The 21,296-nt window shown below is 70.8% G+C and carries 21 protein-coding genes; 7 read left to right on the forward strand and 14 right to left on the reverse strand.

Annotated features, from left to right (window positions below):
* Positions 1–12: 12 nt before the first annotated feature.
* Entirely contained in the window at positions 13–402 is a 390-nt protein-coding gene (locus ABZV40_RS40015; RefSeq protein ID WP_355454326.1) for a FixH family protein, read from the reverse strand.
* Positions 399–1,733, reverse strand: coding sequence for a hypothetical protein (locus ABZV40_RS40020; RefSeq protein ID WP_355454328.1), 1,335 nt, complete (start codon positions 1,731–1,733; stop codon positions 399–401). The genes ABZV40_RS40015 and ABZV40_RS40020 overlap by 4 nt, the downstream gene beginning before the upstream one ends.
* Positions 1,734–1,868: 135 nt before the next feature.
* Between ABZV40_RS40020 and ABZV40_RS40025 the strand changes: the two genes are divergently transcribed.
* Positions 1,869–3,005, forward strand: a complete 1,137-nt coding sequence (locus ABZV40_RS40025) for a histidine kinase (RefSeq protein ID WP_355454330.1) — start codon at positions 1,869–1,871, stop codon at positions 3,003–3,005.
* Positions 3,002–3,667, forward strand: a complete 666-nt coding sequence (locus ABZV40_RS40030) for a response regulator transcription factor (protein WP_355454332.1) — start codon at positions 3,002–3,004, stop codon at positions 3,665–3,667. The genes ABZV40_RS40025 and ABZV40_RS40030 overlap by 4 nt, the downstream gene beginning before the upstream one ends.
* On the opposite strand, the gene ABZV40_RS40035 is transcribed toward ABZV40_RS40030, so the two are convergent.
* The 3 genes from ABZV40_RS40035 to ABZV40_RS40045 are packed head-to-tail and all read right to left on the reverse strand — an operon-like array spanning position 3,633 to position 6,983.
* Entirely contained in the window at positions 3,633–5,228 is a 1,596-nt protein-coding gene (locus ABZV40_RS40035) for a phospholipid carrier-dependent glycosyltransferase (protein ID WP_355454334.1), read from the reverse strand. The two genes, ABZV40_RS40030 and ABZV40_RS40035, sit on opposite strands and share 35 nt — an antisense overlap.
* Positions 5,229–5,256: 28 nt before the next feature.
* Complete coding sequence (locus tag ABZV40_RS40040) at positions 5,257–6,393, reverse strand: PrsW family intramembrane metalloprotease (RefSeq protein ID WP_355454336.1); 1,137 nt, start codon at positions 6,391–6,393, stop codon at positions 5,257–5,259.
* Positions 6,390–6,983: a hypothetical protein gene (locus ABZV40_RS40045; protein ID WP_355454338.1), complete on the reverse strand. Its 594-nt coding sequence runs from the start codon at positions 6,981–6,983 to the stop codon at positions 6,390–6,392. Before ABZV40_RS40045 ends, ABZV40_RS40040 begins: the two co-directional genes overlap by 4 nt.
* Before the next feature lie 87 nt (positions 6,984–7,070).
* Here ABZV40_RS40045 and ABZV40_RS40050 point away from each other — a divergent pair, with 87 nt between their 5' ends.
* On the forward strand, positions 7,071–8,150 hold the full coding sequence (locus ABZV40_RS40050; protein WP_355454340.1) for a dihydrodipicolinate reductase: 1,080 nt from the start codon (positions 7,071–7,073) through the stop codon (positions 8,148–8,150).
* On the forward strand, positions 8,147–8,626 hold the full coding sequence (locus tag ABZV40_RS40055) for a carboxymuconolactone decarboxylase family protein (RefSeq protein WP_355454342.1): 480 nt from the start codon (positions 8,147–8,149) through the stop codon (positions 8,624–8,626). The genes ABZV40_RS40050 and ABZV40_RS40055 overlap by 4 nt, the downstream gene beginning before the upstream one ends.
* A 142-nt stretch (positions 8,627–8,768) precedes the next feature.
* Here the strand turns inward: ABZV40_RS40055 and ABZV40_RS40060 are convergent, their stop codons facing one another.
* Positions 8,769–10,244 carry a GMC oxidoreductase gene (locus ABZV40_RS40060; protein ID WP_355454344.1) on the reverse strand — a complete coding sequence of 492 codons (1,476 nt, stop codon included), beginning with the start codon at positions 10,242–10,244 and terminating at the stop codon, positions 8,769–8,771.
* Positions 10,245–10,533: 289 nt separating this feature from the next.
* Between ABZV40_RS40060 and dinB the strand changes: the two genes are divergently transcribed.
* Together dinB and ABZV40_RS40070 are read left to right on the forward strand one after the other, a co-directional pair.
* Complete coding sequence (gene dinB, locus ABZV40_RS40065; protein ID WP_355454346.1) at positions 10,534–11,721, forward strand: DNA polymerase IV; 1,188 nt, start codon at positions 10,534–10,536, stop codon at positions 11,719–11,721.
* A 106-nt stretch (positions 11,722–11,827) separates the two neighbouring features.
* Positions 11,828–14,785 (forward strand): TIM-barrel domain-containing protein, encoded by a 2,958-nt coding sequence (locus ABZV40_RS40070; protein WP_355454348.1) that lies wholly within the window; start codon positions 11,828–11,830, stop codon positions 14,783–14,785.
* Between the two features lie 16 nt (positions 14,786–14,801).
* Here the strand turns inward: ABZV40_RS40070 and ABZV40_RS40075 are convergent, their stop codons facing one another.
* From ABZV40_RS40075 to ABZV40_RS40105, 7 genes are all read right to left on the reverse strand, one after another.
* Positions 14,802–14,966 carry a hypothetical protein gene (locus tag ABZV40_RS40075; RefSeq protein WP_355454350.1) on the reverse strand — a complete coding sequence of 55 codons (165 nt, stop codon included), beginning with the start codon at positions 14,964–14,966 and terminating at the stop codon, positions 14,802–14,804.
* A gap of 15 nt (positions 14,967–14,981) precedes the next feature.
* Complete coding sequence (locus ABZV40_RS40080) at positions 14,982–15,287, reverse strand: hypothetical protein (RefSeq protein ID WP_355454352.1); 306 nt, start codon at positions 15,285–15,287, stop codon at positions 14,982–14,984.
* On the reverse strand, positions 15,284–16,459 hold the full coding sequence (locus ABZV40_RS40085) for a cation:proton antiporter (RefSeq protein WP_355454354.1): 1,176 nt from the start codon (positions 16,457–16,459) through the stop codon (positions 15,284–15,286). Before ABZV40_RS40085 ends, ABZV40_RS40080 begins: the two co-directional genes overlap by 4 nt.
* A 4-nt stretch (positions 16,460–16,463) precedes the next feature.
* Positions 16,464–16,937: a TrkA C-terminal domain-containing protein gene (locus ABZV40_RS40090; protein ID WP_355454356.1), complete on the reverse strand. Its 474-nt coding sequence runs from the start codon at positions 16,935–16,937 to the stop codon at positions 16,464–16,466.
* Positions 16,938–16,948: 11 nt separating this feature from the next.
* On the reverse strand, positions 16,949–17,572 hold the full coding sequence (locus tag ABZV40_RS40095) for a response regulator transcription factor (protein WP_355454358.1): 624 nt from the start codon (positions 17,570–17,572) through the stop codon (positions 16,949–16,951).
* Positions 17,569–18,537, reverse strand: coding sequence for a histidine kinase (locus ABZV40_RS40100; RefSeq protein ID WP_355454360.1), 969 nt, complete (start codon positions 18,535–18,537; stop codon positions 17,569–17,571). The genes ABZV40_RS40095 and ABZV40_RS40100 overlap by 4 nt, the downstream gene beginning before the upstream one ends.
* A gap of 181 nt (positions 18,538–18,718) precedes the next feature.
* Positions 18,719–19,372 carry a helix-turn-helix domain-containing protein gene (locus ABZV40_RS40105; protein ID WP_355454362.1) on the reverse strand — a complete coding sequence of 218 codons (654 nt, stop codon included), beginning with the start codon at positions 19,370–19,372 and terminating at the stop codon, positions 18,719–18,721.
* A gap of 119 nt (positions 19,373–19,491) precedes the next feature.
* On the opposite strand from ABZV40_RS40105, the gene ABZV40_RS40110 reads away from it, so the two are divergent.
* Complete coding sequence (locus tag ABZV40_RS40110) at positions 19,492–20,709, forward strand: MFS transporter (protein ID WP_355454364.1); 1,218 nt, start codon at positions 19,492–19,494, stop codon at positions 20,707–20,709.
* Here ABZV40_RS40110 and ABZV40_RS40115 read toward each other — a convergent pair.
* On the reverse strand, positions 20,699–21,292 hold the full coding sequence (locus ABZV40_RS40115; RefSeq protein WP_355454366.1) for an XRE family transcriptional regulator: 594 nt from the start codon (positions 21,290–21,292) through the stop codon (positions 20,699–20,701). The two genes, ABZV40_RS40110 and ABZV40_RS40115, sit on opposite strands and share 11 nt — an antisense overlap.
* Positions 21,293–21,296 lie beyond the last annotated feature (4 nt).

Below are 21,296 nucleotides of genomic sequence, written 5' to 3' on the forward strand. Positions count from 1 at the left end.
GGTGATCCCCCTTCAGGTGAGCAGCAGCGGGATGACCACCCGCTCCGCGCTGAGTGACACGGTGATTTCCCATTGGCCTGCCATGAACAGGCCGACGTCCCCCACCCGGTAGTGACCGGGTTCGAGCGGCCCCGCGGTGATCGGGGCGATCGCGTGGCCCATCTGCGGCATTGCCGGTTCGACGACGACCTCGTCGCCCTGCGCGGGATTGCCCGCGCGATCGGTGATCCGCAGGTCGAACGAGTTCACGCCGCTCTTGGTGCTCGCGGGCGTCAGCACGAACCGCAGCTGCGCGCTTTCGGCCAGGTGCGCCTGGGCCTCGACACCACGAGGCCACAGCACGATCAACGCACCGACGACGGCGACGACCACGGCCAGTGCGACCAGAACGGAACGCTTCACTTCTCGGAGACCCCCTTCCCCGCGGGCACCTCGACCACCGTCGGCACCGTGACCACCGAGTAGTCCCGTTCGACCTGGATCCACACGAGGTACTTGCCCGGCAACGGGAACGAGTAGGTGAACGGCACGTCCGGCCCGTACGCGGCGACGCTCTCGTCCGGCTTGTCGGGCATGCCGGGCGCCGGCGGGATCATGGCGTGCACGTGCGCCCAGATCGGCGCGGTCACCGGGCTGCCGGAGACCGGGCCGACGACGATCATGTGCCCGAGCATGCCCAGCCACGGCTGCAGGTCCCGCCGGCCGAACCCGGCGGTGATCGTGCTCGGCCGCCCCGCCTCCCGGATTTCCGTTTTCAGGTCGGCTTTTCCGTCGTCCGGCCGGGCGGCACTCCCGGAGACGTCGATGCTGGAGCGCAGCAGCTGCACTCCCCCGCCGCGCCGGGCGATCTCGGCGGCGATCGCGTGCGTGCCCTGTTCGGACGCCCGCAACCGGGCGCGGTACTCGCCGGGCGCCGTGCGGATCGGGTGCAGGTGCCGCAGCTGCCCGGACGGCGACACGACCACGAGGTGCATGAACGCGCTGTCGTGCACCAGCAGGTCGTCCACGGGCCGGCCGGACGACCCGTCGGTCAGGCTGAGCACGAGGTCGTCGTCCTTCATGGTCGGCACGAGGTTCACCGGCGGCCGCGAGAAGTCCACCGCGGACGTCCGCTGGTACGGGTCGTTGACGTTGTCGAACGTCGGGTCCAGCTGTGTGCCGGGAGCCGCGACCGGCGGGATGCTCGGCGACAGCAGCGCCGCCGTCACCGCGACGGCGACCCCCGCGACCAGGCCGGCCGTGGGCACGAGCGCGAGGCGGGGCCTGCCGAGCGCCGCGAGCAGCAGTGCCGCGAACAGGAACAGCCCCGCCGCGATGAACCCGCCGTAGGTCGTGTTCTCCCACGGTGACGACACGAGCGCCGGAACGACGAACGGGATCGTCGCCTCGTCGACCGCCAGCTCCCACGGCCCCGGCCGGTCCACCTGGACCACACCCGAGTAGAAGCCGGGCCCGGCACCGAGCACGACCTTCGCCGTGCTGCTCGCGGCACCGGCCGCCCGCGCGGTCAGCGTGATCTCGCCCGGCGGCGACCCGGCGTGCGTCACCACGTCGACGTGCACGGGACCGGGCACCTCCGCGACCCGCCGGATGATCACCGTGAGGTCGCGGTCGCCGAGCGTCTGGGCGACGTGGAGGTCCGCACCGGACTGGGCGCCGTCGGCCTGCGCCGGGGCCGCGATCCCGAGGACCGCGCCCAGCGCCAGCAGCAGCACCGCAACGCTTCGCTTCATCGTGGCCGAAGGTAGCGATCACGGCCGGTCGGCCGCGTCACTGCACGGTCTGAAACCTCCTCCCCCGCGCGGGGGACATCCGACCCCTGCGAAGAAGGACGTTCTCAGGGTCGGGATGCGGCAGGATTTGCGGCGATGTACCCGATCAAGCTGTCACTGAAGCACCAGTCGTGGCTGGTCGCGGCCACCTGCATGGTCGCGGACGGCGGCTTCGTGCTGTTCTCCCGCTGCCCGCCGTGGCAGGCCGCCGCCGTGCTCGTGCTGACGCTCGCGGTGGACGCGCTGCTGGCCGGTCCCCCGAAGTCGGCGGGCTGGGTCGCGGCGGTGCAGGCGGCCGTCCCCGTGCTGCTGCTGTTCACCACGGGCGGCCGGATCCACGCCAACGAGGCGGGCCTGCTGATCGCCGGTTACCGCGCGGGTGCCTGGTTGCGCGGTGCACCGGCGTGGGTCTCGCTCGGCGTGCTCGCGGCCAGCGGCGCCACCTGCTCGCTGGTGATGGGCTCGGACCCGGTGCGGACGCTGCTCGTGGTCGCGAAGATCGCGGTGCTGCCGTGGCTCGTCGGCCGGTACACCACGGCCCGCCGCGCCTACCTGGCCGAGCTGGAGAAGCGTTCCGCCATGGAGAAGGCGGACGCGGAGGCGGCGGTCACCAAGGCGATCACCGAGGAGCGCAGCGCGATCGCCCGCGACCTGCACGACGTGATCGTGCACCACGTCAGCGCGATCGGCCTGCACGCGGGTGCCGCCAGGCTGAGCCTGCCGAACGGCGACCTGAAGCTCGCCACCTCGTTGCGGTCGGTCGAGACGTCCAGCCGCGCGGCCATGGTGGACCTGCGGCACCTGCTCGACCTGTTGCACGGCGACAAATCCGAGGGCGTCCGACAACCCGGTCTCGACAACCTCGACGAGCTGTTCGACAGGGTGCGCGCGGCGGGCACACCGGCCCGGCTGGAGGTGCGCGGGCGGCAACGCGACGTGCCGGAGTCGTTGGACATCACGGTCTACCGGATCATCCAGGAGATGCTCACGAACGCCCTGCGGCACGGCGACGCGTCGGGCGTGACGGTGACGCTGGAGTACGCGCCGGACTCGCTCACGATCGCCGCGGCCAACACGGCGGGCGCCGGTGACGGCCAGTCCGGTTCGGTGCGCCGCGGCCTGGTGGGGATGCGCAACCGCGCGGGCATGTTCGCGGGCACCACGCGGTACGGGCTCGAACCGGACGGGCGGACCTGGCGGACCGCCGTCACGTTCCCGCTGGAGGCGTCATGACCCTGACGGTGCTGCTGGCCGACGACCACGCGATGCTGCGCTCGGGCCTGCGCGCGATCTTCGAGACGCAGTCCGACCTGCGCTGCGTCGCCGAGGTCGCCGACGGCAGGGCGGCCGTGACCGAGGTGGCGCGGCTGCGCCCGGACGTGGCGGTGCTGGACATCCGCATGCCCAAGCTGGACGGGCTCGACGCCACCGAGATGATCCTGGCCGACCCGGCGAACCGCACCAAGATCGTCCTGCTCACGACCTACGACAGCGACGAGTACGTCTACCGGGCGCTGAACGCCGGTGCCAGCGGGTTCCTGCTGAAGTCCCTGCCGCCGGAGGAGCTGATCTCCGCGGTCCGGGTGGCGGCCCGCGGCGACGCGCTGATCGACCCGTCCGTCACGCAACGGCTGATCGCGCGGTTCGCGGTCAGCCTCGCCCCTCCGCCGGCGCCGCCGGAGCTCGCCCTGCTCACCGCGCGGGAACGCGAGGTGCTGCAGCTGGTCGCGGAGGCCCGCAGCAACGCCGAAATAGCCGCTCAGCTGCACGTCGGCGACGAGACCGTGAAGACGCACGTGTCCCGCGTGCTGGCCAAGCTGGGGTTGCGCGACCGGGTGCACGCCGTGGCCTACGCCCACGTCAACGGGCTGGTGCAGGGCGGCGGTAGATCGTGATCGAGTGGCCGACCTCGTCGATGCGCGTGCTGCCGGCGATCAGCGCCTTGAGCCGGTCGTCCGCCTTGGCGATGGCGGAGTCGGAGACGACGAGCAGTCCCCGCACCCGGTTCGGGGGCGCGGTGCGCGGGTCGGCCGCGTCGATGCCGTAGTACGACGGCACGCCCGCTCCCTTGTAGACGAGCCAAATCCGCTCGCCCGGATAACGGTCCCGCAGCCGGTCGGCCAGCCGTCCGAGGTCCTGGCCCCAGTCCACGTTGGAATCGTGCAACCGCAGATAAGTCTCCTCCGGCCCGCCGAACGCCTCGTTCGAATACGGCAAGTAGTAGGGAAACGCACGCAACGAACTGACGGCGACCAACGCGACGAGACCCGCCACCGCGACATGGACCCACCGTCGGCGCACGGCGACCACGGCACCGGCGGCGACCGCCAGGAACATCGGCACGAAGATCGCGTACCGCACCCCGAGGTCACGACTGCCGGTCATCGCCGCGGCGAGCAGCACGCCCGCCGGAGCGAGCACGTAGGGCGCAGCCGGGCGACGCGCCATCACCGCGGCACCGGCGAGCCAGAGCACCAGCGCGCCCAGCGGTGCCTTCACCAGCAGCGCGACCGGCAGGTAGTACCAGCGCGAACCGGAGTAGTGCGTGCCGAACAGGAACCCGCCCCACACGCGGTCTTCCAGACCGAACTGAACGTGCATCCCGTCCCGGTAGGGCTTGGGGAACGGCAACCAGTCGGCGACAGCGCGCACCCCGGACACCGGCGGCACGTCGATGTCCCAGCGCAGGAACGGGTCCACGGCGAGGTAGGACACCCACACGACGGCAACCGCCACGAGCGCGACGACAGCGGCCGCCTTGAGCCGTGCGCGTTCAACCGACAGCGCGGCGAGCACCAGCAACACCGGGACCGCGGCCAGCGCGCTCATCTTCGTCGCCAGTGCCGCTCCCAGCGCGAGTCCGGCCAGGGGCAGGTGGACCGCCCGTGTCCGAGCCCGCCACAGCAACCAGGCCGAGGTCAGCAGGAATCCCGCCGTGGGAACGTCAAGCGTCGCCAACGAACCGTGTGCGATCACGTCCGGTGAGAGCGCGTACAACGCGAGCGCGACCATCCCGCCGACAGGTCCGGACAGGTCTCTGGCGAACAGGAACACGACCAGCCCGAACAGCAGCGTCAGCACGACCATCGGCAACCGGGCCAGCAGCAACAGCCGCGCAGGGTCGTTGCCCGACTCGTACAGCACGTGCCATCCGAGCTCGGTCTGGTCGCCGTCGAACGCGGGGTCGAGCCGCACGTCCGCGAACGCCAGCCCGGTCGCCATGATCAGCTTGCCGAGCGGCGGGTGTTCCGGGTTGTAGCGCAGGCTGTGCTGCTGCGCCTGGACCACCGCCGCACCGACGTACACCGGCTCGTCGATCGTCGGCGTCTGCTGCACGGCCGCCGTGACCATCGCGATCGCCATCTGCACGAGCAGCACGACCACGACCGTCCACTGACCGTGCACAGCGGGCGCGGCGGTTGTCCTCGGCAGCTCGCGAGTGGAGATCACACTCATGGAACGGGGGTGCCCCGCCGTTCGGTTGTCACGCTCCCCTCAGCCGGAGCACTTCGGCTCTGGCGTGCGCGACGCGCGCGGTCTCGTGACCACCGGCGAGCGCCAGTTCGCGGGCCAGGTCGCCGGCGGCCTCGACGAGGTGACGGGCCCTGCGCCGGTTGCGCACGAGCTTGCGGAACGCCTTGCGCTCCCTGCGCAGCCCGCTGACGGCGCTCAGCAGCGCCGGGTCCACCACTCCCGTCTCGGCCTCGGGTGCGAGCAGGTCGCGGATCCAGGCGCGTTCCTGCCGCGCGGCGTGCCGCATGACGTAGAACAGCGTCCACAGTTCGACCGCCCCGATCAGGAACGGCAGCACGACCGCCGGCACCCCGCCGATGACGCCCATGTCGTCCCACGCGAAGTGGAAGACCATGGCGGCGAGCATCGTGAGCAGGCCGCGCGCCACGTTGCGCTCGCCGGGCGTCCTGCCGATCACCCACATCAGACCGGCGCAGAAGATCGCGCTGAACAACGCGTGCGACACGATCCCGGTCGCGCCGCGGACCACGAAGATCTGCAGCGACGACCCGATCTGGTCGACGCCGAACGACTGCGCGGCACCGTTGTAGACGTACAGCACGTCCTCGAAGACCTGGAACCCCAGGCCGATGAACGCGCCGATGATGAACCCGTCGTACGCGCCGCGCACCAACCGCGGCGCCAGCCCGATCAGCAGCACGAGCCCGAGCGCCTTGCCGATCTCCTCGTTGATCGGCGCGGCCAGCCCGGCACCCCAGTCGGCGGCGAACCGGGTGCCGCCCACCTTCGCCCAGATCTCCAGCAGCGCGGAGTTGGCGGGCAGCGCGATCCAGAACGTCGCCGCCACCCCGCCCCAGCAGAACGCCGCGGCGAGCAGGCCGCCGGGCTGTGCGGTGTAGCGGTTCTGGCGGCGCAGGAGCAGCAGCCACGGCACCAGGTACAGGCCGAACAGCAGCACGCCACCGGTCAGCGCGGGACGGTAGAAGTCGGCGCCGGGCCCGAAGTACCGCAGCACCGCGAGCGCGCCGGCGCCCACACCCGCGGCGTAGACCCAGAACGCGAGGTTCTGCGGCTGGAACAACCGGAACGGCTGCCCCCAGCCGGACTGCCCGATGGCGGTCAGCTGGGCGGTCTTGGCGGCGGTCATCGGCCCGCTCCCGGCGTGATGGAGCGCAGCAACGCGCCGACGGTGTCCTGGTAGCGCTCGAACTGGCCGGGCGCGGTCCGCACCCGCACGAGCAGCGCCACGCGGTCCGACATCTTGAACGCCACCTGCAGCACGTCCCCTCCGGGAGCACTGCTGCTCTGCGCGACGCCGACCAGTCCTCCCGCGGCCGTCACGGTCCCGCGCGCGGCGTTCACCCCGGGACTGCCCTGCGACCGCAGCACCTGGTCGAGGAACGCGTCCGCGGTTGAAGTGAACGACGCGCCGCGCAGGGCGATCGTCGCGCCGCCGGTCGCGAGGTCGATCTGCAGGCTCGTCGGTGACGCGCCCGTCAGCGTGCCGTTCTCCAGCTGCCAGCCCACCGGTGGCACCGCGGTCGCGCCGTCACCGAGATCGAGCACGTCGCCGGCTTTGATCTCGTTGTGCCACGGGATCGCGGCGTTGAGCGCGGGCAGTCCGTACGCCAGCAGGACCGCGATGGCGAACGCGATCAGCGCGGGCCGGAACGTCCGCCGGTCCAGGCCCAGGAAGCGGTGCTCGACCGCCACCCACTGTGCTTGCTCGGTGGTCACACCAGCCACCTGACCACACCCGGCGGGCCCCGGCACCCCGAACCGCAGGCTATACAACTGAAACGTGTTCTAGTTATGCTGGCCGGCATGATCGCCACAGTGGTGTGGGGCACGGGAAACGTCGGCCGGGCCGCGATCCGAGCCGTCGAGGCACATCCGGGGCTCAAGCTGACGGCCGTGGTCGTGCACAACCCCGAGAAGGCCGGGCGCGACGCGGGCACCCTCGCCGGTCTCGACGCCGAACTCGGGATCACCGCAACCGATGACGTCGACGCGGTGCTCGCCACGAGTCCAGGCGCGGTGGTGTACGCGGCGTCGGGCGACATCCGGCCGGACGACGCGCTCGCCGACATCACCAGGGCGATCAGGGCCGGGGCGGCGGTCGTCACGCCCTCGCTGTACGCGCTCTACGACCACCGCAGCGCACCGCCGGAGTTGCGAGAACCGGTTCTAGCCGCGATCAAGGAGGGCGGTGGATCGCTCTTCGTCTCGGGCGTCGACCCGGGCTGGGGCAACGACGTGCTGCCGTTGCTGGTCAGCGGACTCGGCAGCGAGATCGACGCGATCCGCTGCCAGGAGATCTTCGACTACTCCACCTACGACCAGCCCGACGCCGTGCGGTGGCTGATCGGCATGGGACAGCCGCTCGACTACCAGGCGCCGATGCTGATGCCGACGGTGCCGACCATGGTGTGGGGCGGGCAGATCCGGCTGATGGCCAGAGCGCTGGGCGTCGAGGTCGAGGAGATCCGCGAGACCGTCGACCGGCGCGCGCTCGACGCAGGAGTGACGACTCGGACCATGGGCGAGTTCGAGGCGGGTACCCAGGGCGCGATCCGGTTCGAGGTACAGGGCGTCGTCGGCGGTGAACCGCTCATCGTCATCGAACACGTCACGCGCATCCACGCGTCGTGCGCGACGGACTGGCCGATGCCACCGTCCGGCGACGGCGCGCACAAGGTGATCATCGAGGGACGCCCGCGCATCGAGGTCTCCGTCGAGGCCACCGACGAGGGCGAGAACCGTTCCGCCGGCGGCAACGCGACCGCGGCCGGCCGCCTGGTCAACGCGATCGACCGGCTGGTCGAGGCGGGTCCCGGGCTCTACGACGCACTTGACGTCCCGCTGCGCCCCGCCACCGGCAAGCTCGGGAGGACCGCACGATGAACCTCGACGTCCCCGAGGGCAAGGACCCGATCGCCTACGTGTGGGGCGAGATGGTGCCCGGCATCGGTGTCGCCGCCGCGAACCTCTCGCTCGCGGTGTACTCGCACACCACGCTCGGGCTGCGCGAGTTCGAGGCGGCACGGCTGCGGATCGCGCAGATCAACGGGTGCCTGTTCTGCCTGGACTGGCGGACCGAACAGGACGGGCGCAAGGTCGAGGAGACGTTCCTCGACGCGGTGACCCAGTGGCGCACCACCGACGCCCTCGACGACCGCGCCAGGCTGGCCGCGGAGTACGCCGAGCGGTACGCACTGGATCACCACGGTCTCGACGAGGAGTTCTGGTCCCGCATGACCGCGCACTACAGCCAGGTGGAGATCGCGGAGCTGAGCATGTGCATCGGCTCCTGGCTCGCGTTCGGCAGGCTGAACCACGTGCTGGGCCTGGACACCCGGTGCGTGCTGCCGAAGTTCTGAGCCGCGTCCACAAAGGACCTCGCCCGCTCCGGCCGTTCGTCGTCGTGGATGAAGGGCGCCTTCATCCACCTGGTGTCGATGAAGGCGCCCTTCATCGACAACGGGGCGGCCGGAGCGGTGAGGCGCGACGAGACGGGAGGGCCTAGAGGTCGGTCGCGATGATGTTCTCGATGTTGCGCTCGGCCAGCGCCGTGATCGTGACGAACGGGTTCACCGCGGTGCTGCCGGGAATCAGCGACCCGTCGATGACGTACAGGCCCGGATAACCGTGCAGGCGCCCGTAGTTGTCGGTGGCCCGGTTGAGGATCGCGCCGCCGAGCGGGTGGTAGGTCAGTTGGTCGCCCCAGACCTTGTACACGCCGAAGAGGTCGGTCCGGTAGATCGTCCCCTCCTTCGCGTTGATCTTGTCGAAGATGGACTTGGCGGCGTCGATGGACGTCTGCTTCCACGCGGTCTGCCAGTTCAGTTCCGCCTTGCCGGTGGCGGCGTTCCAGCTGAACTCGCCGCGGTTCGGCGTCTTGGTGATCGACAGGTAGAACGACGCGTAGGTCTCGATGCCGGTCGGCAGCGGCGCGACTTCCGCGAACGCGCCGCCGTTGACCCAGTTGTCGATGCCGAGCGTGGGGATGGTCGACTGCGACGGGCCGGTGGGGTCCCACATGTGGTTGGCGCGGCCGCACATGACGTTGCCGTTGTCGCCCCAGCCCTTGCCGACCTCGCCGTTGAGGTTGGGCAGCGCACCGGTGGACTTCAGCTTGACCAGCAGCTTGCTCGTGCCGACGCTGCCGGCCGCGAAGAACACCCTGGCCGCGGTCACCTGCTTGGTGGCCACCGTGTCACCCGTGGTGTTGAGCTGTTCCATCGTGACCGTGTAACCGCCGGACGTCGGTTCGACCGTGGTGACGCGGTGCAGCGGTGAGATCGTCACGCGCCCGGTCGCCCTGATCTTCGGCAGGTAGGTCTTCTGCAGGGACTTCTTGCCGTAGTTGTTGCCGTACAGGATCTCCCCCGCCAGCGCCGACTTCGGGACGGTTCCGGCCGCCTCCTGCTCCATGTAGTCCCAGTCGTACACCGTGGGCACGAAGACGAACGGGAACCCGGACCGCTGCGCCTGTTTCCTGCCCACCCGCGCGAACTGGTACCAGTCGGTGGTCTCGAACCACTCCGGGTCGATGAGGTTCGCACCGAGCTCGGTGTTGGCGCGCGGGTAGTAGACGTCGTACATCTCGTCGGGGTTCACGGTCGGGAGGATCCCGCCGAAGTACTCGCGGCGCGGGGTCACCGCCATGCCGCCGTTGACGAGCGAGCCGCCGCCGACGCCGCGGCCCTGGTAGACGGTGATGCCGGCGAACTCCTCGGCGTCGAGAACCCCGGTGTAGCGCGGGATCGTCCGGTCGATCGGGAACCCGAGGAAGTTGCTGAGCGGCTGCTTGGTCTTGGTGCGCAGCCAGTAGGAGCGCTGGTCGGGGGACGTCGTGGTGGCGAAGATCTTGCCGTCCGCGCCGGGGGTGTCCCAGGCCATGCCCATCTCGATCATGTGGACGTCCACACCGGCCTGGGCCAGGCGCAGCGCCGCGACGCACCCGCCGTAGCCGGTGCCGATCACGAGGGCGGGCACGGTGGCGGCGTCGGCGATGGTCTCGGGGACGGCCGCCCGGGCCGGGGAACTCAGGCCGCCGAGGGCGACAGCGCCAAGAATAGAACCAGTTCCAGTCAGGAATGAGCGTCGGGAGGGACCCTTGGAACCGTTGTCACACCTCATTGTGTGGTTCATGTGATCTTCCTCACTCTTGCTGTATGAGAACAAGTTATACCGGCGGCCCGTCGGCAAGTCACTACCCGGGCTGAGCGCGAACGAGGTGGCAGCCCCAACGGCACTGTGCTGAACGAGTGATGGATGCGAACATGTGTTCGTGAGCCCGACACCCGTCCTGCACGCCGACCTGGACGCGTTCTACGCGTCGGTCGAGCAGCGCGACGACCCGCGCCTGCGCGGCCGTCCCGTGATCGTGGGTGGCGGGGTGGTGCTGGCCGCGAGCTACGAGGCCAAGGCTTTCGGCGTCCGCACGGCGATGGGCGGCGCACGGGCGTTGCGGCTCTGTCCGAACGCGATCGTCGTGCCGCCCCGGATGTCGGCCTACGCCGCGGCGAGCAAGGCGGTGTTCGAGATCTTCCGCGACACCACACCGCTGGTCGAGGGTTTGTCGATCGACGAAGCGTTCCTGGACGTCGGTGGCCTGCACCGGATTTCCGGACCGCCGGACGTGATCGCGCGGCGGCTGCGCGCACGCGTGCTCGACCAGGTCGGGCTGCCGATCACGGTCGGGGTGGCGCGGACGAAGTTCCTGGCCAAGGTCGCGAGCGCGGTGGCCAAACCGGACGGTCTGCTCGTCGTGCCGGCGGACGCGGAGCTCGAGTTCCTGCACCCGTTGCCGGTCGAACGGCTGTGGGGCGTCGGCAAGGTCACCGCGGCCAAGCTGCACGCGCTGGGCCTGCGCACGGTCGGCCAGGTCGCGCGGCTCGACGAGAGCGACCTGGTCTCGATCCTGGGCAAGGCCGCGGGCCGGCACCTGCACGCGTTGGCGCACAACCGCGATCCGCGCCCGGTGCAGGTGGGGCGCCGCCGCCGTTCGATCGGCTCCCAGCGCGCGCTCGGCCGCACGCCGGACGACCTGGACGCCGTCCTCGTGTCCTTGGTCGACGGCGTGTGCCGACGCCTCCGCACCGCACACCGCGCGTGCCGGACCGTGGTGCTGCGCCTGCGTTTCGCCGACTTCACGCGCGCCACGCGCTCGCACACGTTGATCCACCCGAGCGCGGACACCGCACTGCTGCTGACGACCGCACGGCAGCTGCTCGCCACCGCCACGCCGGAGATCACCGCGCGCGGCATCACGTTGCTCGGCGTGTCCCTGGCGAACCTGAGCGACGAGAACACGATCCAGCTGATGCTGCCGTTCGGCGAACGACCGCCCGGCGCGCTCGACGCCACTGTGGACCGGTTGAAAAACCGGTACGGCGCAACATCGGTGACCCGAGCGGTGCTGCTGGGCCGTGACCCGGGCATCTCCGTGCCGCTGCTGCCCGACGAGTGATCGAGGTGCGGCAAATGGGCTCTTGATCGCTCCACCACGGCCCGGAATGGTTCAGGTACCTGAAAGCACCACCTCGGCAGCCGATGGCGTCAGACGAGGAGCATGGATGCGCAAAACACTCACACCCCTGCTGGCTCTGCTCAGCCTGGTTCTCCCCGTTCCGGCGACCGCCGGTCCGAGCGGCACGGTCGTGTCCGGCCAGGCCAGGTTCCAGGTCCTCTCCCCCACCCTGGTGCGCACCGAGTACGCCGGCGACGGCGGGTTCGAGAACGCCTCCACTTACAACGTTGTAAATCGGTCGTTCCCCCGCACGGCCTACAGCTCGCGGGTCCAGGACGGGTGGCTGGTCATCACGACGTCCGCCCTGACCTTGCGCTACCGGGTGGGTTCCGGTCCGTTCCGCGCGGACAACCTCGAACTCCGCACCCGTGACACGACCGCGTCCCCGTGGCGGCGGGTGGTCTGCGCGACCGGGCAGCTCTGCGAAGCCGAAGACCAGCAGCGGGAGGGGATGCTCGTCGCGACCGACCACGCCGGCTACACCGGTGTGGGCTTCGTCGCCGGATTTTCGGCCACCAACAACGGAATCACCGCGACCGTCAACGCCACCAGCGCGGGCAGACACCGCGTGGTCGTCAGGTACGCCAACGGGCAGGGCGGCGACGGCAAGCACGAGAACCGGACGCTGAGCCTCGGCGTCGACGGGCGGGCGCGGCAGATCACCGTGCCCGCGACCGCGGACTGGCGCGACTGGAAGCTCGTCGAGACCGAGGTCGACCTGGCGGCCGGAGAGCACCGCGTCACGCTGGTGAAGAGCACGGCCGACTCGGGCGATGTCAACGTTGACAGCCTTGCCCTGCTGACTCCGGGCCAGGCATTTCCCGGTACGCCGCAACGCGCGGTGGACGACTGCCGGTTCGGCACCACCTGCGAGGCCGAGAACGGCGCGCTCACCGGGGCGGCGACGATCGCGGACGACCACGCCGGGTTCGCGGGGACCGGGTTCGTCGCGGAACTGGTCGGCGGCACGCGGCTGGGCCAGCGGATCACCGGGGTGCCGGCGGCGGGCACCTACCCGGTGACCCTGCGCTATGCCAACGGCGTCGGCGGCGACGGCAGGCACGAGCCGCGCACCGTGCTGCTGAACGGGCAGGCGATCACCGTGCCGGTGACGGCGGACTGGACGACGTGGGCGACCACGACGGTCCAGCTCCCTTTGCCCGCAGGCACTTCCGATCTCGTGGTGACGTGCCCGGACAGCGGCTGCCACGTCAACCTGGACACCATCGGCATCAGCTCGGAGCGGCAACACCTGGCGCTCGGCGGCTACCGGCGTTCGCTGGACGGCTACACCGGCACGTCCGGCGATCCGCGCCTCTTCCCCGGACTGCTGTACCGGGACGGCTGGTACCTGCTGGACGACACGGTTTCCGCTCTGTACAACGGAAGCACCGCGACCCCGCGCCCGGACCGCGGCGCGCGGCCGTACCAGGACGGGTACGTGTTCGGGTACGGCCAGGACCTCAAGGCGGCCCTGGGTGATCTCGCCCGGCTGACCGGCGGGCCGAAGCTGCTGCCGCGGTGGGCCTACGGCGTCTGGTACTCCGAGTACATCGACCGGACCGCGGCCGACTACCGCGACCGCATCCTGCCCGCGTTCCGCGAGCACGGCGTGCCGCTGGACGTCCTGGTCGTCGACACCGACTTCAAGGCGCGCAACACGTGGAACGGGTGGCAGTTCGACACCGCCAAGTTCCCCGACCCGCAGGGCTTCCTGGACTGGGCACACCGCGAAGGCCTGCACACCACGCTCAACATCCACCCGAGCATCCAGGGCAGCGACCCGGACTTCGCCAAGGCGCAGAGCATCGCCCGCGGCAAGCTCGCCAGGGGTTCCTGCGCCGACTGCTACGTGTTCGACTGGGGTGACCCGGACCAGCTGCGCGCGTACCTCGAACTGCACCGCGGCATGCCCACCGACTTCTGGTGGCTCGACTGGTGCTGCGACGGCTCCAGTTCGTCGCTGCGCGGCGTCACACCGGACTCGTGGATCAACGAGCAGTACGCGAAGCTCGGCGGTTTCGCGTTCTCGCGCGGCTTCGGCTCCCTGCAGGCGGGCGGGTACAGCGGTTCCGGCCCGCTGCCGACCGGACCGTGGGCCGAGAAGCGCACCACCCTGCACTTCACCGGCGACACGTCGTCCACCTGGGGTGCGCTGAAGGGAACCATCGGCTACACCTCGGCCGAGGCGGCGTCGACCGGGATGTCCGCGATCAGCCACGACATCGGCGGCCACAACGACACCACCGGCCTGCGCGGCTCGGAGACCTATCTGGACAACGGCCAGGTGCGCTACACGACCAAGCTGCCGGACGACCTGTACGCGCGGTGGGTGCAGCTGGGCGCGTTCCAGCCGATCACCCGGCTGCACAGCAACCACAGCGACCGCCTGCCGTGGCAGTACGGTCCGGCCGCGCAGGCCTCCGCGACGAAGTTCCTGAACCTGCGCGAGCGCCTGGTGCCGTACATCTACACACTGGCGGAGCAGGCGAACCGCACCGGCGTGCCCGTGGTGCGCCCGGCCTATCTGGACCACCCGTCGACCCCGGAGGCTTACTCCACCGCGGACAGTCAGTTCCTGCTCGGCCCGGACGTGCTGGTGGCGCCGATCACGACGCCCGGTGAGGTCGGGTCGACGCGGGTGTGGTTCCCGCCGGGTCAGTGGACCGACTACTTCACCGGTCAGGTCTACCAGGGCAACAGCTGGGCGACGGTGAGCGCGGGCTGGGACACCATGCCGGTGTTCCTGCGCGCGGGCGGGATGCTGGTCGAGCGCGGCGAGGGCTCGACCGACGCGTTGACCGTGCACGTGACCGCCGGGGCTCGTGCCGACTTCACGCTGTACGAGGACGGCGGCCGGACGCGGCTCACCCAGCGCGACGGGATTCTGGTGGTGCAGCCCACCAGACCGTCCACACGGGACTGGACGGTCGTCGTGCACCGGGCCGACGGGTCCAGCCGGGTCGTCCACGCCGGGCGGCGGGTGGTGGTCGACCTGCGCTGACCACCACCCGCGCCGGTCAGGCGACGGCCAGGTAGGCGAACGCCAGCAAGGTGCTCGGGAGACAGATGGTGACGAGACCGACCACGCCGTAGAACGGCTCCTTCTTCACCACCATCGCGCCCAGCGCGCCGGCACCGAAGATGACGGACGCGACCAGCAACACCATCACGAAAATCGACATGCGGAAGTCCTCAGGTCAGGGATCGGCAGAACCGGTGATCGCATCGCGGGGCGGCGCGCGGATCGATCCCCGACCTGAGGCGACGACCTCAGGAGCGACCTCGCCACCGACGTCGGGCAAGGCCTGGACGTGCGGCGGAGGCGGCCACTCCCCCGTCCTGCACAACGCCCAGCAGGCATCCGGTGACGGCACGGAAAGCACGTGCACCGCGGAAACGGAGGCGCTCAGCCCGGAGCCCGCGCCCGAGTCGGCGACGTCCTGACGCGCGCTGCCGCCGACGAACACCAGCAGCAGCGCGAGCAGGACCCCGGACCACCTCACGAAGCTGAAGCCCGCCTGCGCAAGAAGAACTCCCCCACCGGTTCGACATACCGGGCCGCGATCGGCCCGATGATCGCCATCAGCAACACGTAAGCCGTGGCCAGAGCTGCCAGCTGCGCGCTGACGTGCCCGGAGGCGACGGCCAGCCCCGCGATGACGATCGAGAACTCGCCGCGCGCCACCAGCGCGGCCCCCGCACGTGCCCGGCCCATCGCCCCGATCCCCTGCCGGCGGGCCGCCCACCAGCCCGTGGCGACCTTGGTCGACGTCGTGACCACTGCGAGCAGCACCGCCATCAGCAACACCGGCGGAATCGTCCGCGGGTCGGTGTTGAGCCCGAACACCACGAAGAACATGGCGGCGAACAGGTCGCGCAACGGCTCCAGCAACCGGGTCGCGTTCTCCGCGGTCGACCCGGAGATCGCGATGCCGAGCAGGAACGCCCCCACGGCCGCGGAGACCTGGAGCCCGGAGGCGATCCCGGCGACCAGCAACGCCGAGCCGAGGAGCTTGAGCAGGAACACCTCGTGATCCGGACTGTCCACCACGGCCGAGATCACCCGCCCGTACTTCAGCGCCACCACCAGCACCACCGTGACGGCCAGCAGCGAGATGGCGACCGACGTCAGTCCGCCGAGGAAGCTCACGCCGGCCAGCACCGCGGTCAGCACCGGCAGGTAGACCGCCATCGCCAGGTCCTCGAACACCAGCACCGACAGCACCACGGGCGTCTCGCGGTTGCCCAGTCGGCCGAGATCACCCAGCACCTTCGCGACGATCCCGGACGACGAGATGTACGTGACACCGGCCATCGCCAGCGCGCCGACCGGGCCCCAGCCGAGCAGCACCGCGACGACGGCACCGGGCGCGGCGTTCAGCACGATGTCCAGCACCCCGGCCATCCACGACCTGCGCAGGCCGGTGGTCAGCTCGGACGCCGAGTACTCCAGGCCCAGCAGCAACAACAGCAGCACGACGCCGATCTCGCTCGCCAGGTGCGCGAACTCGGAGATGCCGTGCAACGGCACGAGCCCGCCCGAGCCGAACGCGAGGCCGCCCACCAGGTACAGCGGGATCGGCGAGATGCCGAACCTCCAGGCGAGGCGGCCCAGCAGGCCGAGGCCGAAGAAGACCGCACCCAGTTGGATCAGCGCGATCGTGGTCTCGTGCACCGTCTCAGCCGCCCGTCAGGACGTCCGCGGCGGCGTCGAGACCCGCCGCGGTGCCGACGACGACCGCGAGGTCGCCGTTCTCGAACACGAAGTCCGGCCCCGGCGACGGGTGAGCGGTACCCGCGCGCAGCACGGCGACGATGGACGCGCCGGTGCGAGTGCGCAGTGCCGTGTCGCCTAAAGTCCGTCCCGCGAACGCGGTGACCGGCAGCTGGCGGGTCGTGATGCCGGTGATGTCGCGGTGCTGCCGCGCCAGTTGCGTGACCAGCTGGGGTGCGCCGAGGAGCCCGGCGAGCGTGCCCGCCTCCTCCGGCGCGAGCGGGATCGACGCGGCGGTGGCGTCCGGGTCGTCCTGTTTGGACAGGATCAGGTCGAACCTGCCGTCGCGGTGCGAGATCACGCCGACCCGGCGGCCGGAGCGGAGGGAGAAGTCCTGCCTGACCCCGATGCCGGGCAGGGGCGTCACTTCGACGTTCACGCTGGGGTTTCCTAGGGTTCGATGAGCCCGGCGCGGATGGCGTACCGGGTGAGTTCGAGCCGGTCCTTGAGTCCGAGTTTCTGCAGCAGGTTGGCCCGGTGGCGCTCCACGGTCTTGACGCTGATCACCAGCAGGTCGGCGATCTCCTTGGACGAGTGGCCCTCCGCCACAAGTTTGAGGATCTCCTCCTCGCGGTCGGTGATCGCGCGAGCGTGGTCGAGGTGGTGGCGGATCAACGAGTTCACGGCGCCGGGGTGGAGGATCGGCTCGCCGCGCATCGCCGCCCGGCACGCTTCGACGAGGTCGCGGTCGGCGACGGACTTCAGGACGTAACCGGACGCACCGGCCTTCAGCGCCTCGAAGAAGTACTGCTCGTTGTCGTACATCGTCAGGATCAGGATCCGCAGGTCGGGCATGAGCCTCGACAGCTCACGCGCGGCCTGGAGCCCGGTCATCCGCGGCATCGCGATGTCCAGGATCGCCAGGTCCGGCCGGTCCGCACGGGCCTTCGCGATCGCCTCGGCGCCGTCGCCCGCCTCCGCCACCACGGTCAGGTCGGGCTCGTTGTCCAGGATCAGCCGGACGCCGCGGCGCACGAGCGCGTGGTCGTCGGCGAGAAGAATGCGCACCGTCATGCCCGTGCCTCCACGACGAGCCGGACCTCGGTGCCACCACCGGGAGCCGCACCGACCGTCAGCTCGGCGCCCACGAGCAGCGCGCGTTCCCGCATGCCCCGGATTCCCGCGCCTTCCGCCGACGAGCCGAGCCCGCGGCCGTTGTCCCGGACGCACAGCTCCACTTCGGACTCCAGGGCCCGCAACGACAGGTCGATCGCGTCGGCACCGGCGTGCCGGACCGTGTTCGTGAGCCCTTCCTGGGCGACGCGGTAGACGACCAGCTCGGTCTCGGCGTCCAGCGCGGGCAGGTCCCTGTCGAACGACCGCCGCACGGTGAGCCCCGCGGGTTCGGAGATCTCCGCCACCAGCGCCTTCAACGCGCTGACCAGACCGAGCTCCTCCAGCACCCCGGGCCGCAACCGCCGCGCGATGCGCCGGATCTCGTCCAAAGTGGACCGCGTCGTCTCCTGCACCTGCCGCAGTTCCTCACGCACCGGCTCCGGCGACTGGTCCGCCACCCGCTTGAGGCCCAGCAGCACCGCGGTCAGCGACTGGCCGACCTCGTCGTGCAGCTCCTGCGCGACCCGGCGGCGTTCGGCCTCCTGCGCCGACAACGCCCGCGCCGCGCTGTGGCCGCGTTCGGCCTCCAGCCGGTCGATCATGCTGTTGAACGTGGTGATCAGCTCCGCGATCTCGCCGTGCCCGCGCGTGGTGAGCCGGGGCCCCGGCCTGAGCAGGTCGATGGTCGTCATCGCGCGGGTCAGCCGGCCGAGCGGCGCCAGGCCCACGCGGATGAGCACGGCGTTGGCGATCAGCATCACCACGAGCCCGGCCGCGAGCACCAGCACCTCGCCCAGCAGCGCGGGGGTGGAGACGGTGAAGGGCCCGAACACCAGCAACGCGGCCGCCGCCACCAGAACCAGGGCGTTGAGCAGGAAGATCCGCCCGAACAACGACACGCGCGCCCGCCTCTCCGTGATCACTTCCCGCCACGCCTGCGCAGACTGACCGGCGATGCCACCCCGTGTCCATCCGTGGCAACACCCATGTTCGCCGCGCACACCGCGCTCGGAGGGTCACCCGTGCTCGATGAAGGGCTCCTTCATCGACCTGAGGTGGAGCAATGAGCCCTTCATCGACGTCGTTCGGGGGCTCGTTCAGGGCTCAGGCAGGCTGCAGAACGATGAACAGGCGCAGGAACGTGTCGACCAGCTCGCGACGGCCGGCGAGCTCGGCCCGCCCGTCCCGCACCGCCCGCACGATCGCCCGGTAGGACGCCAGCTCGTCGTCCGCGAGGTGCGCGGTGATCGTGAGGTCGGGCTTGCCGGGGGCCGGACCGACGCCGGTGGTCAGCTCGCCGTCGGCGACGATCGCGTGCAGCACCATGTCGCGGGCGTGGATCTCGAACGACGCCGTGACGCCGACCGCCTCGGCGGGCTGGAAAGACGAGCGGAGGTTCAGGGTCACGCCTTCGACGCTGATCCGGTCGCCCGGCTGCGGGTCGCCGAGGTGCACCGCTCCCCAGCGGCCCAGCGCGAGGATGGCGGGTTCCAGCCCCTGGCCGTCCGCGGTCAGCGCGTAGACCACGCCCCGTTGCGGCGCCGGGGCGACCTGCCGTTCGACGACACCCGCCTGCTCCAGCTCCTTCAGGCGCGTGGACAGCACGTTCGTCGGGATGCCCGACAGGTTTTCCTGCAGGTCCGTGTAGCGGCGCGGGCGCACCAGGAGGTCGCGCACGATCAGCAGCGCCCAGCGCTCGCCCACGAGCTCCAGCGCCCTGGCGACACCGCAGTACTGACCGAAGTCACGTCGCTTCACCCTTACGACCATAGCAAGCTTGCACCCAACCTGCAAACTTTTCAAAACAAAGTTTACTTGCAAAAACGAAGCGCGGTCGTTAGCGTCGATGTCCTCGACCCCGACCCGAAGGAAGCGCCATGACCGCAGTCCTAGACCGCGTCACCACCCCGGTGGCGCGCAGGCCGTACCTGTCCCGGACCGTCGGCTTCGCGGGCATGTCGGCGGCGATGGTCGCGATCCTCGTCGCGGCCGGTGCCCCCACCCCGCTGCTGCCGATCTACCAGGCGCAGTGGGCACTCCCGCCGTCGATGCTGACCCTGGCGTTCGGCGTCTACGCGTTCGCGCTGCTGGCCGCGATCCCGGTGATCGGCTCGCTGTCGGACTACGTCGGACGACGGCCGCTGATGATCGGCTCGCTCGCGCTCGACCTCGTGGCGATGCTGGTGTTCCTGTCCTCGACGTCGATCGGCTGGCTCATCGCCGCCCGTGTCGTGCAGGGCGTCGCGACCGCGGCGGCGTCGAGCTCGCTCAGCGCGGCCGTCGTGGAGCTCGCGCCGGAGCGGCACAAGAAGCTCGGTGCGCAGATGACCAGCATGGCGCCGCTCGCGGGGCTGGGCATCGGCGCGTTGTTCTCGGGCGTTGTCGCCCAATACGCCTCCGACGCGGCGTTCGCGGTGTGGCTCGTGCTCGCCGCGGTCATGGCGCTCGGCACGGCCTTCGCGGCGTTCACGCCGGAGACCGCGACTCCCAAGCCGGGCGCGCTCGCCTCACTGATCCCGCGCGTGTCCGTGCCCGCTCAGGTGCGTCGCCTCTTCTCGTCGGCGATGCCCGGCGTGGTGGCCTCGTTCATGCTGATGGCCCTCTACCTGGGACTGGTGCCGGTCGTGCTGCGGGCCGTCTTCCACGTCAGCAGCCCGCTCGTGGGCGCCCTGGCCGCGTTCGTGATGTTCACGGCCGGTGCGGCGGTCTCGGCGACCACCAGCTCCGTGCGGCCGCACCGGCTGCGGCTCGTCGGCGCGAGCGGACTCGCCATCGGCGCGATCCTGTTCGCCGGCGCGATCGGTGCCCACGCGCTGCCCCTGTTGTGGGCGGGTGCGCTGGTCGGTGGCGCCGGGATCGGCGCGGGGTTCGCCGGCACCACCCGCGGGCTCGTGCCCGAGGTCGCCCAGCACCAGCGCGCGGGCCTGTTCACCGCGATCTACCTCGTCGGCTACCTCGCGATGGGCGTCTCCGCCGTGGTCGCCGGCCTGGTGATCGGCGCCGTCGGCGCCGCCTCGATGGCGGCCGGGTTCGGTGCCGTCACGGCGATCGTGGCATTGGTCGGCGTGCTCGCCACGGCCGGCGTCAAGCGGTAGGTCTCGGGTGCGGATCGGCGTGGACGTGCGCGCGCACGCCCTGCGGGTCGAACAGGACCAGCAGCTCGACCGCGCCACCGTCCGCGCTTCCCAGCCAGTGCGGCGAGGACGTGTCGAACTCGGCGGCCTCGCCCGGCGGCACGACCAGGTCGAGGTCGTCGAGCACCAGCCGCAACTGTCCGTTGAGGACATAAAGCCACTCGAAGCCGTCGTGCGTCTGCGGTACCGGCTCCAGCGGTTCCCCGGACGCCGGGATGAGCATCTTGAACGACTGCACCCCGCCCGGCCGCCGCGACAGCGGCACGAACGTCATGCCGAACCGGTGGATCGGCTTCAGGTGGATGCGCGGATCACCGGTGCGCGGGGCGCCGACGAGGTCGTCCAGCGGCACGTTGTAGGTGCGCGCCAACGGGAGCAGCAGCTCCAGGGTCGCGCGGCGCTGCCCGCTCTCCAGCCTCGACAGCGTGCTCTCCGAGATGCCGGTCGTCGTCGCCAGGTCGGCGAGCGTGACGCCGCGATGGCGCCGCAACGCGCGCAGCCTCGGCCCCACCCCGTCGAGCACTTCCTCGGTTTCGCGGTTCACGGCG

This window comes from Lentzea sp. NPDC004782, from assembly GCF_040609115.1.
In the GTDB taxonomy this organism is placed as follows: domain Bacteria; phylum Actinomycetota; class Actinomycetes; order Mycobacteriales; family Pseudonocardiaceae; genus Lentzea.